Here is a 15,670-nt window from a genome sequence, read left to right on the forward strand (position 1 = left end):
ATGAACATGGCCTTTCAAATATTACTAAACGCTCTCCTCGCCTTTACATGGATGTTTATGAATGATACATACAGAGCCGCAGACTTTGTATCAGGTTTTGCATTAGGGATGATCGCCATTTTTATGCTGCGGCGATTTTTCCCGCAGCGTTTTTACGGTTATGCCCTTTATGCGATTTTCAAGTTGATCATCATTTTTATTCGCGAACTGCTTCTTGCCAATTTAAGTGTATTAAAGACCGTATTATCTCCAAAGCTCACGATTAAGCCCGGTATTTTCGCCTTTCGTACGGACTTGAAAACAGATTGGGAAATCACCATACTGGCAAATATGATTACATTGACACCAGGTACACTAGTGATTGATATTTCCGATGATCGGTCCATTTTATACATTCATGCGATGGATATTGAAGATGCTGAAAAAGCCATTCACGATATCCGGGTTTCATTTGAAAAAGCGATTCAGGAGGTGAGCGGTAAGTAATGGAACTCATTTTGCAAATGTCACTTGGCATTCTTGCGCTGTCTACTTTGCTTTTTGTGATACGAGTGATCAAAGGTCCCTCTATTCCTGATCGTGTAAGTGCACTTGATGCGATAGGAATCAATTTAATTGGGATGACAGCCATCGTTTCAATTTTACTGAAAACCACTGCATTCTTTGAGATTATTTTACTGCTCGGCATCCTTGCCTTTATCGGTACTGTCGCTTTTTCCAAATTCCTTGAGAAAGGGGAAGTGATTGAAAATGATCGTCATCGCTAAAGCCATCGTGATTTTCTTTATCCTGCTAGGCGCTATCCTCTGTTTGATTTCAGCCATTGGTGTCCTTCGCCTGCCGGATGTTTACACACGTATGCATGCTGCATCAAAAGCATCGACCCTTGGCGTTGTTCTGATTTTAGTAGGTGTGTTTTTTCACGAATGGTTTCTTGCAGGCGTTATTTCTGCAAAAATCCTTCTCGGCATCGTATTCATCTTCCTGACAGCACCAGTCGGCGCACACTTAATCGGAAGAGCCGCCTACAATACTGGTGTCAAGCTCGACAAACGCAGTGTCCAAGATGATTATGGCGGTTTCCGTAACTTTGTGATTAAGCGAAAAGAAGATTCTTATTTATAAAAAAAGAATGGCCTGCCATGTTGGGCCATTCTTTTTTACCTCTCAACAGCATACAAAAAAAGCTTCCGCTGCACCGGGAGCTCTTTTATATGCGATCAATGACAGCAAGTGTGCATCTTGACGTACAGATGTGCCGGTCTCGATCATCTTTTATATCGATTTGAAATACCATTGTACGCCGGCCTACATGTACAGGAACAGCTGTCGCTGTCACAACTCCATCGCGTACAGATTTTAAATGATTGGCATTGATTTCAATACCTGAGCAAACTTGCTGCGTTAAGTCTAAATGAGCCGCAGCCCCCATGCTCGCCACTGTTTCTGCTAGAGCAGCAGATGCTCCTCCGTGAAGCAGTCCAAATGGCTGTTTTGTTCTGTGATCGACTGGCATTGTTGCCACGCATCGTGACTCATTGCACTCTACAATTTCAATGCCTAGTGCCTCAAGCAGTGTATTTGATCCGCTCACATCCATTAAGGCCCTCTCCCTTCACACGTTTACAGCACACTTTCAGACTTGGCAATTAACACCGCTTCTGTACGAGATCCAACATTCAGCTTATTAAAGATGGATGTCAAACTGTACTCAATTGACCGCTTGCTCAAATGAAGCACATCAGCAATCTCCTGGTTCGTGTATCCTTTTTCCACTTCTCTAAGGATTAAACACTCCCGTTCGGTTAAGAGATCGTGATCAGTCTGCTGCGCCTGTTCTGGCTTTTCTTGCTGCTGTGAAATTAATTTCTTTAAATAGGACAGCTGAATGACAACTTCCCCTTGCAATGTGCGGTGTATGTATTCAATAATTTTGTCTTTCGTCTCTGTTTTGCTAATTGCACCGTGTAATCCAGCCCGAATAGCCTCTTCAAAATAATCATCTACTTCATACCCTGTATAAATGATAATTTTCACGTGATGGTTGGTTTCTAAAATTTGTTTCGCAATGTCCATTCCATTGATATCTCCGAGATTTAAATCCATTAAAATCACATCATAGATGGAAAAGTCATGCGTCTTTAAAAAGGCGGCTTCTGCATCAGGACTTAAACAATCGACTGATAGCTGCTGGTCTGATTCTAATATGCTTTTTGTCCCTTCCATGACAGCCGGATGATCATCAATGACCAATATCTTCTTCATGTCTTCCTCCCTTTAAATCACTCACTTCCATTTTATATAAAAGACTTGGCTGATGCCAAGTCTTAATCCTTAATAAATCGTTACAATTCCATTTCAATTTTCACCTTGAGCCCTTTTTCCGGGGCTGTGTGAATTTGAAGCTTTCCATTTAACGCTTTCACTCGTTCTCTAATTCCCGATAGCCCCATGCTCATTGTATGCTGATCAAGATGACTGGCATCAAAACCGACTCCATCATCCTCATAGTGAAGAACAACCTGATCTTTAATACAAATCAGCATCACTAACACTTGAGTGGCTTTCGAATGCTTCAGGGCATTGGATAACAGCTCCTGAACAATTCGGTAAATATTCAGCTGTGAATCAATATCAATGTCCAATTCTTTATCAAAGCGTGTCGTATTCAGCCTAATATGAAACGGCGCTTCCTCCTGAATTTGAGAAGTCAGCTTCGATATCGCCTTTACTAAACCTAAATCATACAGCAGCTGCGGGCGAAGCTCATGACACGTTTCTCTCGTCGTTTGAATGACTTTGGACATTTGATCATTCCATGAGATAAGCGAATTTTCAATAGATGTCGGGCATTGGTTGTTTTGGAAATTCGTTAAAAACATCTCCGACTGCCTTTTTAGTGATATCAAGTCCTGTAGCACGGAATCATGAAGATCTCTCGCTAAATCTGAACGCTGCTTCTCTTCCATAGCAAACATGATTTTCTTCAGCCAGGCAGGATTGGCCTCACGCTGTTTCAAATCGTCAAGATGCTCCATCAACTCTTCAATTTTGACGACATTTTCTAAACTGACACTTGTATAAAAGGCCAATGTTTTCAGCCAAGAAATCTCATCGCGCGACAATTTCGGTGTCCGTAAATTAGATAAACAGCAAATCACAAAAGAGTGACCGCCCCGCTCACCAATTTTCATCATGAATCCTTTATCAAGCGCAATGATTTTTCCAACTTCACCTAATAATTCTTGGAATTGGTCTACATACTTTTTCCATAGCTTACTGTCCTCTGTCGATTCATCAATCTCTTCAACCTGTCCATCTGCCTTCACTTCAAGCACAAAGGCTTTGTTCACAACAAGTACTTCTAAAATGGTGTATTTTAAATGATAGAACACTTGGTGAAGTGATGACGCCTCACGAATGAGCTGCGTGAATTTAAACACGCTATCTTGATAATTATGCTTCTCCGAAAAACGCTTCAATCGAAAACGGAAGTCGATGATTTCTTTAAAATAGAAGACAGTGAGCATAAGAATATACGTGATAATCGTAAATTTCATTGTATAAAAGTTAGCACTTGGCTTCTGAATGAAATCAAATATAACGACTACCGCTATAGTAGGTGTGATGGCTAAAAGACTATAATATTTGATTCTCCCCAAAAAGAAATCAACATTATATAATTTATTTGTCATAAATTGATAGACTAAGAAAAACGGAATCAATAAAGCGAACGATGCTAGGATATAAGGTGAAATAAAATATTTATGAAATAAATAAGGAATAATAAAAAATAGCATAAATGGACTGAATGATGAGATCAAGATAAGTGCAAAGGCACTAAGGACATTTCCGATTTCAGTCCCTTTCAACTTTTTAGCAGCCCTTAATGTGATAATAATCGTAATAAATGCAAGTGCAAAGAATGAAAGTAAGTTAAAAGCAGCTAAAACCATATCTTTAAACAGAATTTCTAATACAATATTTATAAAAGGGACGGCATACAAACAAAGAAGTACACGCCAACTGATAATTTCCGTTCCTAATTCCTTTAAATATTGATACATAAAATGCATATACAACGGGGGTACACAAGTCATCGTAGAAATGACGATAAAACCGCTAATATATTCCCCTTTACCAGAGCCGCCAGAGCTTACATAGGCTACAGCAACAGCTAGCAAAAAGAGAGCAAGAATATATGCAGACTCTTTTTTCCTAGCTCTATTGATTTTTAAAATCATAAATATACAGAATAGACTGATCGAATAAAAAATGATAGGTATTAAATAAATAAACAAATTTTCTTGACTTAATAAGCTTACATTCTCTATTTCTATTTCATCACCATGTCTATCAACAACTAAGCTCTTGACATTCGCTAAATAACCTCGTCTTACTTCTTTGGTTGGTTCTTTGTTACCGTTCACTTCAAGGATGATATCGCCTTTTCTCACACCAGCATAATAGCTGTCTGTAAAATCTACAACATCCTCTATTTCAAGTTGTCCGTCACTATTCACCGAAACGACTGCCCCTACAAAAATATTAAACACATTGATGTAGGAAATATAAATCACATAAATGAAGCTAAGGATCAGTAAAATAACAGTTAATTTCGAGTAAAATTTTTGCATAGAACCTCTATACTCACCCAGCATCTCTCCATTTTTTTGATCTAATGGTATCTTCTTTTTGAAAACCTTCAACAATAATGCTTGCAGTCACTTGATCAACGTGAAGTAACGATGCATTTCCATTTGCAACTTGCTTTAATGCCGAGGGATTCTCCACTAGATAACTAACTAGTTTCTGAATGTTCATCTTCTCCATCTCCAATTAAAAAAAGTATCAGCTTTTCCTTTTTAGAAGCCTCTAAATGTAGTATTTCGAATGCTTCTTTAAACTTATTTCTGAGAAGGTTTCTCATAATAAATACATATTGTTGAACGCCAGATTCTTTTAATTTATCCTTTAATTCTTCAGAGCCAATGCTCTTATCCTCTGATTGATAATAACTGAGCAAGTCAGAACTGGATGGATTAAATTCATTTTTTAAATATACTAGCGGTAATGTTTGCATTCTTTTAAAATCAATATTCTTTTTATTAAAAAGAGCCACATAGTCATTTTCAAGCTGCTCTGCCATGCCTAGATAATAAGCATATTCTTCTACATTTTTTTCAAATGAACCTGTTGCCAAGATAACCCCTAACATACAGGGTAACACAAACAGTGATCCTGCCTTTAACTTCATGATATTTAAACAATCCTGCTCATTCTCCGGCTCCAGTGTCATATCCAAATGCTGTCCTTGCATTGACTGAATGGAATAGGAGTATACACTGTTTAAAAGCTCCGTTGCATGATCAAGCTTTGAAAAGACTTCAAAGCTCAATACAAAAAGAACATTTGCTGCATTCATTGCAATTCCGCTCTGACACTTCATCCAAGGATACGAATCTTTGTCCTGATCTTCAATATCATCTAATATATCGGCTGATAAGATGAGAAGTTCAATCCCCGCTGCCAGTTTTGTAATCGCTTGCTTGTCTTGACCGCCAAATGCCTCATAATGCTGGTAAGCCAATTGTCCAAAAGGGAATTCATTCTTTATATCTGTAAATTTCAGAAGCAGCTTTTGTAAATCATTCTGCCTGACTGCATATTGAATAAAATCAGACATATTCTGCTTGATTTTTGTATTCTCTAGATAGTTTAGCATACTCGATCTTGTACCTCACCCTTTCGTCTTTTATTTTACTAAAAAGACAAGAGCAATTGTCCACTGACATCGCTATTTAACAATTATATAATAATATATCCTTTTTTTGTATGTATTTGGATAAAAAAAAGACTTGATGATTATCAAGTCTTTAAGAAATTTTCACATATTCATATTTGTCGTATTGATCAATGCTTTTGTTAATGTTATGAAGAGAAGCCGTTGTTTCTCTGATTTCGTTTTCAAGTTTCCATAATAATTGTTTAAGTTCTTCGATTTCATACTTTTCCATCGATTCCACTCTCCTTTTTTGGAAGATCAATGTATTTGTGTATGGTGATTGGGTCATAAGTATTTGATCTGTTACTAACAGTGTAAATGTAATTGAGTATTTTTTCACCGAAAAGTATGCACAAAACGTGTGCGTGATACCGCAAAATTCAATAGGTCTTTTTTCATCATTTTCTGACTTTTCAAATCATACTTTTATCTCTATTTCAAAGGAATTGCGTCATTTTTGCGACAGGAATAGGCATCATTCGTCACACATCTCTCCCGATAGAACGTACGATCCCCTCTGTATCTTCGGTTTTGCGTGTCATAGGTCAGACGACAGACGCTATTGTGGACACCGCAATTTTTTGGCGACATTCACCGAAATTGACCGCAAAAGTACCTATTTTTATGCTGGAATTACAAAGATAGAAAGATCATTTTGATTCTTTATTCTGATTTTCTACATACATTTAGAACAGATATCCGTCCAATTTCACGTCATGAGAGAAGAGGTGACCATGTGTTTTACTATGTTCCTTATCCTGCTTTGCAGGTTCCCGCAATGAGCCGCGCATACCCGCCGCGCACGCCCATGACTTTTCCTCCAGTAGATGCTCACTCATTTCAACGAGCTGCAAAAGAATCAGCCCGCCTCGTTGCTGATGCTTCACTCATCACGCAGCAAATTTCCAGCTCCCTTCCGTTTGCGCAGCGCATCATGGAGGCTGCTGAGCGCTCTGATTCGACAAGTGTGATCCGAATGCTGAAGCAAATCGGTGTGAAAAGCGGCATTGATATCCGCTTTAGTCCAGAAGGGATTCGCATCTACTTGTCTCTTGCCTCCAGCAGACTTTTTCTTCTTTTAAAGTGGGCATGACAAAGAAAAAGCCGCTCTCACGCGAGCGGCTTTTCTTAAGATTCAAACATTTTATGGCACCATTCAATGGCTTCTATATAACACCCATAGGCTTCCTGTTTCGGGAGATTTCCATCTAACATTTCATCATCCCATTCATTTCGTTCAATACGTTTGGCCACACCTAGCACAAAAGAATAATCATTTTCATAGCCAAGCAGTGCCTCGCCAACTTCATCAGAAAGCGGCAGTTCCTTCACAAGTTCTGTGATATCTGCCCTGACAAGCGTATCAATGAGAGAAAACATACCTGTCAGCATATAAGAGGCGGGGTGCTCTCGTTCAGTACGAGAAGCAATCAATTCACACGTTTTGGCACGAATGAATGACATTTTGATAATTTCTTTTTGGCTTGAGTTAGCTTGGACATTCAGTTCTTTAAATGAAAGGATAAAGATCCAGCGCCGAATTTCATTAAATCCAAGCAGGATAATTGCCTGCCGGATACTTTTAATTTGATATAGACGTCTCATGCCGCCTGAATTCAGCATTTTTAATAATTGATATGATAGCGAAAGGTCACTTTCAATAAAATGGGTCACGGTCTGAATATTCGGCTGGTCCTTGCTTAACTCATTTAAAAGCTGATGGTACGCATGGAAGCTGGTCGATAATGCTCGTCCCGATATCACATGCGGCTCACTAAAGAAATACCCTTGAAACAAGTGGAAACCCGCTTCTAGCGCCTCTTCATATTCTCTTCTCGTTTCTACCTTTTCTGCTAGGAAGCGAAGGCGATACTTTTTATACGAATTCAGAATATCTCTTCGTTCTTGCGTTGTGGTTTTCAGAAAGTCAATTTTTAAAATATCTATGCAGTAGAGGAGGTCCTCAAGCAGCTTGTCACTATAATGTGTTCCGTTTAGGAAGAAATCATCGAGTGCAATCGTATATCCCCATTTTTTTAACTGCTTACATCTCATAATAAGTGCCGGGGTAATTGGTACATTTTCTAATATCTCGATCACAAGCTGATGCGGATCAAAATAGGTGAGCAGATCAGATGAAAGCAAGCTTTCGGTGAAATTAATATAGCATCGTTTTCCTTCTGTCAGTGTTTCAATGCCGATATTTAGAAAACTGTTAATAATGAGGTCCGTTGTCGCTTGATCACCATCTTCAGCGCTATATGTATTGGTTTCACTATCTCTATAAAGCAGCTCATATGATACGACTTGTTCTTTTCTGTTAAAAATAGGCTGTCTCGCAACAAACACCCTCAACTGCTCCAATCCTCCTTTATGCCATGACAAACAAGATGTGCTTACAGTATACCAAATGATTGCGCGATTAGTTCACTTTCAATCGGTCAAAATAAAAAAAAGAGACCACCTGGCTTGATGATCTCTCTTTCTTCAAATCATTCGCTTTCATAAAGCTCTTTTTTGATTTTATTTTTCACATCATGGATAAACTGCATTTTATTATCCCAGCATTTTTGACTCAAATCGACTGGATATTCTTCTGGTTTGCTGATTCGTTTGTATTCCTCCCAGAAGAGTCCAAGACTGTCCTGCACGTAGGCTTGAATCGTTTGAATATCTGGATTGTCATAGACAAGTTTTCCTTGTTCAAAAATCGGGACGTGAAGATCTTTCGCCACAAAGTTTGTCACGAATTTACTAATAAATGTATGCACAGGATGGAACATTTTTAGTTTATCCTCACTATGAACATCTTCCTCTTCAAGCGCAATGTAGTCACCCTCAGAATGATGATTCAATTGATTGATAATGCGGTACACACGTTTACGGCCTGGTGTTGTCACTTTCTCTGGGTTGGATGAAATTTTGATGGTATCATTCATTTTGCCGTTTTCTTCAATGGACACCAGTTTATACACTGCACCGAGGGCTGGCTGATCGAATGCTGTGATCAGTTTTGTTCCAACACCCCACACATCAATTTTGGCGCCCTGTGCCTTTAAGTTCATAATGGTGTGTTCATCAAGATCGCTTGATGCAATGACTTTGGCATCATGGAATCCTGCTTCATCTAGCATTGTTCTAGCTTTTTTAGACAAGTATGCAAGGTCTCCGCTATCAAGTCTGACACCAATGAAGTTGATTTTGTCTCCAAATTCTTTCGCTACCTTAATCGCATTCGGAATACCTGATCTGACAGTATCATACGTATCGACTAAAAAGACACAGTCTGTATGTGTTTCAGCATATTTTTTAAATGCTGTATATTCATCGCGGTATGCTTGTACAAGTGCGTGGGCATGTGTTCCTGATACTGGAATGTTGAAGCGTTTCCCAGCACGAACATTACTTGTCGCCTGAAAGCCACCGATGAGTGCCGCTCTTGCTCCCCACATCGCCGCATCCATTTCATGCGCACGTCTTGTTCCAAATTCTAATGCTGTCTCATCTTCAATGATTCCTTTAATCCGAGCCGCTTTTGTTGCAATCAGCGTCTGGAAATTCACGATATTGAGCAATGCCGTTTCAATTAACTGAGCTTCAACAAGCGTTGCCTCGATGCGCATAATCGGTTCATTCGCAAAGACAATTTCCCCTTCTCGCATTGAATGAAGTGTACCTGTAAAGGACAATCCGCTTAAATAGTCAATGAAATCGCTTTTATAACCGAGTTCATCTTTTAAATACGCCAGATCGCTTTCGGTGAAGGAAAAGTCCGATAAATATTCAATCGCTTTCTCTAAGCCAGCAAATACAGCGAAGCCATTGTCAAATGGAAGCTTTCTAAAGAAGAGTTCAAAGACTGCCTTCTTCTCATGAATGCCGTCTCTCCAATACGTTTCTGCCATGTTAATTTGATAAAGATCTGTATGTAGTGATAAACTGTCGTCATTAAACCGATGCTCCAACTTCCATTCTCCTTCCCTTACTTAACCACTTTCGCACCAAGCGACTGCTCAAAGTGAGAAAGTGCCCACTCGTGCCCCGCTTCATTAAAACTCGCCACAGCATTTTGGTGAATCACAAGTTCAAAGCCTTTATGGTACGCATCAACAGCTGTATGAAGTACACAAATATCGGTACATACGCCGGCTAAGTGAAGTTCCGTGATGCCGCGCTCGCGCAGTTTCATTTCTAATTGAGTGCCTGCAAAAGCAGAGTATCTTGTTTTTTCCATATAGTAGACATGTTTTAAATGTTTTGACGTGTGAAATAGTGAACTTAGTTGTCCATAAAGTTCAATACCCTCTGTTCCGCGAATATTATGGGGCGGAAATAACTTTGTCTCTGGATGATAAGGGTCCTCTTCTTCATGATGATCGACAGCAAAGACGACAAAGTGGCCTTCATCAATAAATGAAGAAGTGATCTCTGTGATCTTAGACTCAATCGCCTGTCCAGGCTTTCCGCATGTCAGTTTTCCATCGTCTGCAACAAAATCAACTGTATAATCAATACAAATCAACGCTTTGCCCATCCGCATCTCTCCCATATGCTCTTTTGAATCATTATAGCTTATCCATTTCACTAGGGAAACCTATTCAACAGATTCATGAGAAAAAGCTTTTTGAAACAGCTCATCTTCTATATAGATATGCTCCTGATTGACCGCACCAGGCATCTCTATGACAAGACCAAAAGGAGAGTGTGCTTCGTGATGATTCACCACTTTAAAGGAACATCCAGCGGCATTTGCCATTTTCACATATTGAGAATAAGAAGCATAAGACAGTTCACCATTTAAAAGAAGGGAGGCCTGTCGATTGGCCTTCAATACTTGTTCCACCTCTTGATACGGTTTATTTCTTGATACCTGTCCCTTTGTCAGGGCGAGAAGCGCTCGTTCCCTTAATGAACCAAGAAACATCCTTCGTTCATCAGGTTTTGTTTCAGCATGTCCAAATATCCCTTGCTGCAAATAAAAGTCTACGGATTCTTCTTTCATCGCTGTTTTCACTCCTGGTTTCTAAATTTACATTTCTGTGACCCAGTGCACAATTTTGAGTGCGAGGTCACGGGCTTCGTCTGTTTCTACTCTTTCCATTAAGGATTGTTCAAGCGTATGGATGAGCTGCTCCTTTTCGTCCTCATAGGCAATGGAAATACTCCATTCAATGTCAGGTACGGCTACAAGCGTTTTATATTCTTTTTTATTTTCATGTAAATATACATTGTAGGTCTTTGGTTGTCCGCTTGTGATGTGTGCTTTTCTAATTTTCATTTGACTCAGTTCACACCTCTTTTTTTCTTCTTACATCCATATCCATTGTACCATAAAAAAAGACAGCTTCTGAAAAGGAATTCCCTTTCAAAGCTGGCTATGCATTAAAGCTCTTTTGCTGGCTGATCAGGTCTATATCCCACATAAACGTAACGTTTGGACTGCTAAAAAATTGGACAAAGTCCCCTGCATTATAGGTACCTGATCCACCGGCGGAGTGATCGACACTTTTAGGCGAAATGGCAAAAACATCACCGAAATGTGCAGAACCATTTCCAATCACACGGTCAATATGAATAGGTCCAACAATCGCTGGCATCTTTCCACCACCTTTTCTCCCCACATCATATGCCCAGCTCAAAAATACGTGTATGAAAAATAAAAAAGACAGCTGATCTGTGATCATCAGCTGTCTTTCTATGCGTTAAATGATTGAGGCTGGCCAAACAATGTAAAGTCCCAAAGCATCGTCGCATTCGGATCACTTGTAAGTGACATATAATCACCTGAATTAAAGGCTCCCGCACCGCCAGTAGAGTGGTCTACAGCCAAAGGGGCAATGGCCAGGACATCACCGAAAGTAGCTGCACCGTTTCCTCCTAACGACTCGATATGAATAGGGCCAACGATTGCAGGCATCAGAATCTCCCCCTATCTGCTTATCTCAATCATCTTATGCAAGAAGGGAAAAGGTGTGCATCTGTCCTACACGTTTAAATGCTGTTCTTTGCGAGACCGCTGACGCAGCTGCACCAATCTGACAATATTCAAGGTGATGGCTTTGAGCAGTGCATAGACAGGGACCGCAAAGATCATGCCAAGGATTCCGCCAAAGCTTCCTGCCCCAATTAATAGCAGGATAATGGTCAAAGGATGTGTGTTGAGGCGTTTCCCAATGATCAATGGAGAAATGACATTTCCGTCAATTTGCTGAACGACAAGAATGACAATAACTGTCACCACCGCTTTTCCAGGCGAATCAAGAAACGCAATAAGCACAGCTGGTGCCGCGCCAAGATATGGCCCAAGGTACGGAATCACATTTGTGACCGCAATGATAATGCCGAGAATGAGCGCATATTTCACACCGATTAATAAGTATCCGATAAAACAAGCCGCTCCAACAAATAAACAGACAACAATCTGCCCTTGTATGTAAGCCGCAAGCGTATCGTTTAATTCTTTAAAGATTTTCAATCCTTCCTTACGGTAAGGCATTGGCAAAAATTGAACAAGCTTGTCCGGAAACTTATGTCCGTCTTTCAACATATAAAACAAAATAAATGGAACTGTGATCACAGCTAAAGCAATATTGGCAATCACGCCAAACACCGCAGACATGCTTGAAGCAATATTTTCCGGCAAATCTTTTAATGTCGAAACAATTGTCTCTTCAAACTTCGAAACGGAGACATAATCTTGGTTCATCATCCAAGTAAATGTTTTAGAATGCGAGAAGTCGTTGATAAATTTCTGCATATCCGTCACATAACCAGGGAAGCTTTTGACAAGTCCACCGACCTGCGTGACAATAACCGGTCCCGCAGCATTCACAATGAACGTGATGAGTCCGATAAACAACAGATAAATGATCAGGATAGCAAGTGTCCTAGGAATTTTCTTGGACAACAATCGAACAATTGGATTAAAGATGAAAAAGAGAATTCCAGCCAGCAAGATGGGAACAAACAAGGTAGATGCAAATAAAATAATCGGCTGAAATAAAAACGAAACCTTTGTTGATACATAAACAATGAGTAAAACAAGTAATATTTGGAATGTCCAAAAATGAACTTTAGATTTTAACAAAGATGCTCCTCCTGTTACGTATTGATCTTATTAAAAAACTACTATTCAACCCACCTTCTGTCAACTGCTTCTTGTTTTAGAACCTCATTTTTTGTAAAAAAAAGAACAATTGGTATATCATGCACTTTTTCCAGATATACATTCTATAAGTATGAAAAAAGCAGACACCTTTGCGTCTGCTTGTTACACTCTTTCACTGTGATCAGGCATCACCGATACAATTTGCTGGATCCGCACATAAAAAACTGATTTTGCCCCCGCCTCAATGACAATATGATCCGGCATGACTTCCTTCAATTTTCCGCGCACTGTATCTTTCACTGTTTGAACAATTAATCTCATACCGATCACTTTCTGCAATGTTTGATAAACATATGGATCAACTAATGAAACAAGCTGCGGACTTCCTTGTTGTGCCATCCTACCTGCCCCTTTACTTGTGTATTTACCCACAGCTTATGCAATGACCCATGTGAATGTCACTCAGGGCAAACTCACAACCCAAATACCATATTTTAACATTTTATGTAATTTTACATCTTTTAGAAGTATAATAGATTGGTGCTGCCAACAACTTAAATCATTTGAAGAGGTGAATGATCTTGAAAAAACTCATCTGTCTCGCTGCTGTCATGCTCTTTTTTTCCTATGCAAGTTATGCGTATGCAGGATCCATTGGAGATGAACCTGGGACGCCTGGGAAGTGGTTTAAAGGAGAAGAGCCAGCTCAAAAAGACGAGTCAAAACCGCCACTTGTTTTTGTTCACGGCATTAACAGCTCCTCCTCCACATGGTTCGACCGAAACGACATGGCAAAGCAAGCTGTTCTGAACGGATACGAAAGCGCATTCATAGATTTGTATCCAGATCAGGATACGAAAAAGAATGGCAAACTATTAGCAGAAAAGCTAAAAGAAATCTATGATGTGTTCGGTCGAAAACTCATTGTGATTGGTCATAGTAAAGGCGGGGTGGATACACAGTCCGCACTCGTGTATCACAATGCCCATCCATATGTAGAGAAGGTCATCACACTCGGCTCCCCACATTACGGAACGCCGCTGGCAGATTTAGCGTATAGCAAGGGCGGAAGCTGGCTCGCGGAAATTCTTGGACAAAAAAGCGACGCGCTCTATTCTTTGCAAACGGGGCTCATGGCGGCTTTTCGAAGTGAAACCGACAAGCTGGAGAAGTTTCCTCATAAATACATCACGTATTCGGGATCGGAATGGGGAACATTTGGCGGGGTGCTGTACTTAGGCGGCATGTATTTAAAGAGCTTTGGTGCAAACGATGGCGCCGTCACGGTAAGCAGCACAAGACTATCATATGCAAACAATATTTTAACAGGGAAATGGGATCACAACTCAATTAAAAACGGCACAAGCATGTTCCCAGTGTTTCAGCATCAGCTGCTGGCAAATGCCGCAAGCGCTGAAAAAGAAAAGATAGAGAGCCCGAACTCTACTGAGCTGAATACAGATGTTTATGTGAAAGGCGGTGAAAGTGAAAAGGATAAAACAGAAGCGTTCTATGTAGAGGAAGGAACGAATGGCTTATCGATTCAGTGGTTAAATGAAAGGCATGAGGCGCGGCCGGAAATCATCGCCCCAAATGGAGACGTCTTAACAAATCTGAAGACATCGGAAGCATCTTTCCCATATGAAGGCGCATTTTCGCACCATGTGCAAATCAATAAACCCGTTCCTGGAAAATGGACGATGCGGTCAAATTCAGGAAAAAAGGCTCCTTATTTGCTGCTCGTATCCTTTGATTCACCATTAAATGACGAAATCAAAGCAGAGGCAGCGAAATCAGGGGATGATGCATCGACCCATTCAAGCGGTCTGATTAAACGATTAAGCAAGAAAGTAGAAACCTTTTACTTTAAGGATGCCCAAAAAGATCATCCTCTCAAAACAACTGCTTCATCAGCTGTTCAATTGAAAAAAGAAGGTGCTTATTCTGTCACGGTTCATTACACCGGACTCACTGCATCAGGTACATCTGCATTTAACCGTACCGTTATTCGCACATTGTATGTCGATCAGGATGGAAATATTCATGGAGACATTCCATACTAAACAGAACGTTTCATGGGCTGAAGTGCCTGCTGCACTTTCTGATCCAATTCCGTGATTTTTTTCATTGCAAGTGACTCGTCTATTTGTCTGTAATGGTGATGTCCGCCAGGCTCTTCATCCATTTCATCTGCTTTCTTGACGATTTGCTGAAGTGTGTCCTTATGAAGGTCGCCCTCTGGCAAATATGAATCAGTATGAAGCAGAATCGCAAGCGCAATATCTTTGGCTGCCTTTGGTTCCTCACCGAGGCGTATGAGCAGTTTGTGAGCCCGCTCTGCGCCTTTAATGGCATGAATATCATTCCGTCTATATGTCTCGTAATCCCATTCTCCGCCAGCTGTATACCATTCATAGTGGCCGATGTCGTGCAAGAGGGCTGCTTTCACAGCGAGATCTGGATTAATCCCAGCCTGCACCGCCAGTTTGAATGCGTGATAAGCACAAGCAATCGCATGGGCTTTTCCTGAACGATTTAAATATTTTTGAGCGACTGGATGGGTGTAAACATCCATTAATGTAACCTTTCTCATGGAAACCCCTCCTTATCTATATTTTTAGCATCCTAACATATTCTGAAAAGAAACTCAAATGTTCTGTTATATTTTCTATGAGTCTCAAGAATAGCTTATGTCAAATGAGCTGTTTTTGCTTGTACAATACGAAAAAAGCAGTCACTATGACTGCTTTTTTTCTCCTTTTCAGCGTGATATGAGA

Annotated in this window: 21 protein-coding genes; 5 read left to right on the forward strand and 16 right to left on the reverse strand. The window is 40.1% G+C overall.

Annotation, left to right across the window (positions count from 1 at the left end):
* Positions 1–6 precede the first annotated feature (6 nt).
* The 3 genes from M1D81_RS15125 to mnhG are packed head-to-tail and all read left to right on the forward strand — an operon-like array spanning position 7 to position 1,125.
* On the forward strand, positions 7–486 hold the full coding sequence (locus M1D81_RS15125) for a Na+/H+ antiporter subunit E (protein WP_024425941.1): 480 nt from the start codon (positions 7–9) through the stop codon (positions 484–486).
* On the forward strand, positions 486–767 hold the full coding sequence (locus M1D81_RS15130; protein ID WP_024425942.1) for a Na(+)/H(+) antiporter subunit F1: 282 nt from the start codon (positions 486–488) through the stop codon (positions 765–767). The genes M1D81_RS15125 and M1D81_RS15130 overlap by 1 nt, the downstream gene beginning before the upstream one ends.
* Positions 751–1,125 (forward strand): monovalent cation/H(+) antiporter subunit G, encoded by a 375-nt coding sequence (mnhG, locus tag M1D81_RS15135; RefSeq protein ID WP_024423320.1) that lies wholly within the window; start codon positions 751–753, stop codon positions 1,123–1,125. Before M1D81_RS15130 ends, mnhG begins: the two co-directional genes overlap by 17 nt.
* An 85-nt stretch (positions 1,126–1,210) precedes the next feature.
* Here mnhG and M1D81_RS15140 read toward each other — a convergent pair whose 3' ends face one another.
* From M1D81_RS15140 to degQ, 6 genes are all read right to left on the reverse strand, one after another.
* A complete protein-coding gene (locus M1D81_RS15140; protein ID WP_095409463.1) occupies positions 1,211–1,600 on the reverse strand; it encodes a hotdog fold thioesterase in 390 nt (129 codons plus the stop codon).
* A 23-nt stretch (positions 1,601–1,623) separates the two neighbouring features.
* Entirely contained in the window at positions 1,624–2,265 is a 642-nt protein-coding gene (locus tag M1D81_RS15145; RefSeq protein WP_456266471.1) for a response regulator transcription factor, read from the reverse strand.
* Between the two features lie 80 nt (positions 2,266–2,345).
* The gene (locus tag M1D81_RS15150; RefSeq protein ID WP_456266470.1) at positions 2,346–4,637 is read right to left on the reverse strand and encodes an ATP-binding protein; all 2,292 of its coding nucleotides are present in this window, start codon (positions 4,635–4,637) and stop codon (positions 2,346–2,348) included.
* 13 nt (positions 4,638–4,650) lie between these two features.
* Complete coding sequence (gene comX / locus M1D81_RS15155) at positions 4,651–4,824, reverse strand: competence pheromone ComX (RefSeq protein ID WP_060698182.1); 174 nt, start codon at positions 4,822–4,824, stop codon at positions 4,651–4,653.
* Positions 4,802–5,725 carry a polyprenyl synthetase family protein gene (locus M1D81_RS15160; RefSeq protein ID WP_456266469.1) on the reverse strand — a complete coding sequence of 308 codons (924 nt, stop codon included), beginning with the start codon at positions 5,723–5,725 and terminating at the stop codon, positions 4,802–4,804. The genes comX and M1D81_RS15160 overlap by 23 nt, the downstream gene beginning before the upstream one ends.
* 151 nt (positions 5,726–5,876) lie before the next feature.
* Positions 5,877–6,017 carry a degradation enzyme regulation protein DegQ gene (gene degQ / locus M1D81_RS15165; RefSeq protein ID WP_003213123.1) on the reverse strand — a complete coding sequence of 47 codons (141 nt, stop codon included), beginning with the start codon at positions 6,015–6,017 and terminating at the stop codon, positions 5,877–5,879.
* A gap of 504 nt (positions 6,018–6,521) precedes the next feature.
* Here degQ and M1D81_RS15170 point away from each other — a divergent pair.
* The gene (locus tag M1D81_RS15170) at positions 6,522–6,878 is read left to right on the forward strand and encodes a hypothetical protein (protein ID WP_041115816.1); all 357 of its coding nucleotides are present in this window, start codon (positions 6,522–6,524) and stop codon (positions 6,876–6,878) included.
* Between the two features lie 35 nt (positions 6,879–6,913).
* Here the strand turns inward: M1D81_RS15170 and M1D81_RS15175 are convergent, their stop codons facing one another.
* From M1D81_RS15175 to M1D81_RS15215, 9 genes are all read right to left on the reverse strand, one after another.
* Positions 6,914–8,140 (reverse strand): EAL and HDOD domain-containing protein, encoded by a 1,227-nt coding sequence (locus M1D81_RS15175; protein WP_456267103.1) that lies wholly within the window; start codon positions 8,138–8,140, stop codon positions 6,914–6,916.
* A gap of 137 nt (positions 8,141–8,277) precedes the next feature.
* Positions 8,278–9,750 (reverse strand): nicotinate phosphoribosyltransferase, encoded by a 1,473-nt coding sequence (locus M1D81_RS15180; protein ID WP_024423327.1) that lies wholly within the window; start codon positions 9,748–9,750, stop codon positions 8,278–8,280.
* 17 nt (positions 9,751–9,767) lie between these two features.
* Positions 9,768–10,319 carry a cysteine hydrolase family protein gene (locus tag M1D81_RS15185; protein WP_456266468.1) on the reverse strand — a complete coding sequence of 184 codons (552 nt, stop codon included), beginning with the start codon at positions 10,317–10,319 and terminating at the stop codon, positions 9,768–9,770.
* Between the two features lie 60 nt (positions 10,320–10,379).
* Positions 10,380–10,787: a YueI family protein gene (locus M1D81_RS15190; RefSeq protein ID WP_024423329.1), complete on the reverse strand. Its 408-nt coding sequence runs from the start codon at positions 10,785–10,787 to the stop codon at positions 10,380–10,382.
* A gap of 27 nt (positions 10,788–10,814) precedes the next feature.
* Positions 10,815–11,063, reverse strand: a complete 249-nt coding sequence (locus M1D81_RS15195) for a YueH family protein (protein ID WP_024423330.1) — start codon at positions 11,061–11,063, stop codon at positions 10,815–10,817.
* Between the two features lie 97 nt (positions 11,064–11,160).
* Positions 11,161–11,382, reverse strand: a complete 222-nt coding sequence (locus M1D81_RS15200) for a spore germination protein (RefSeq protein ID WP_024425952.1) — start codon at positions 11,380–11,382, stop codon at positions 11,161–11,163.
* Between the two features lie 98 nt (positions 11,383–11,480).
* Entirely contained in the window at positions 11,481–11,702 is a 222-nt protein-coding gene (locus M1D81_RS15205) for a spore germination protein (RefSeq protein WP_003213446.1), read from the reverse strand.
* A gap of 66 nt (positions 11,703–11,768) precedes the next feature.
* Positions 11,769–12,872, reverse strand: coding sequence for an AI-2E family transporter (locus tag M1D81_RS15210; protein ID WP_456266467.1), 1,104 nt, complete (start codon positions 12,870–12,872; stop codon positions 11,769–11,771).
* A 183-nt stretch (positions 12,873–13,055) separates the two neighbouring features.
* Entirely contained in the window at positions 13,056–13,292 is a 237-nt protein-coding gene (locus M1D81_RS15215) for a YuzF family protein (protein WP_024423334.1), read from the reverse strand.
* A 176-nt stretch (positions 13,293–13,468) separates the two neighbouring features.
* Here M1D81_RS15215 and M1D81_RS15220 point away from each other — a divergent pair, with 176 nt between their 5' ends.
* On the forward strand, positions 13,469–14,956 hold the full coding sequence (locus M1D81_RS15220; RefSeq protein WP_456266466.1) for an esterase/lipase family protein: 1,488 nt from the start codon (positions 13,469–13,471) through the stop codon (positions 14,954–14,956).
* Here M1D81_RS15220 and M1D81_RS15225 read toward each other — a convergent pair.
* Complete coding sequence (locus M1D81_RS15225; RefSeq protein WP_024423336.1) at positions 14,953–15,486, reverse strand: HD domain-containing protein; 534 nt, start codon at positions 15,484–15,486, stop codon at positions 14,953–14,955. The genes M1D81_RS15220 and M1D81_RS15225 overlap by 4 nt on opposite strands.
* Positions 15,487–15,670: the final 184 nt, after the last annotated feature.

The sequence above is a fragment of the Bacillus sp. JZ105 genome, assembly GCF_053903125.1.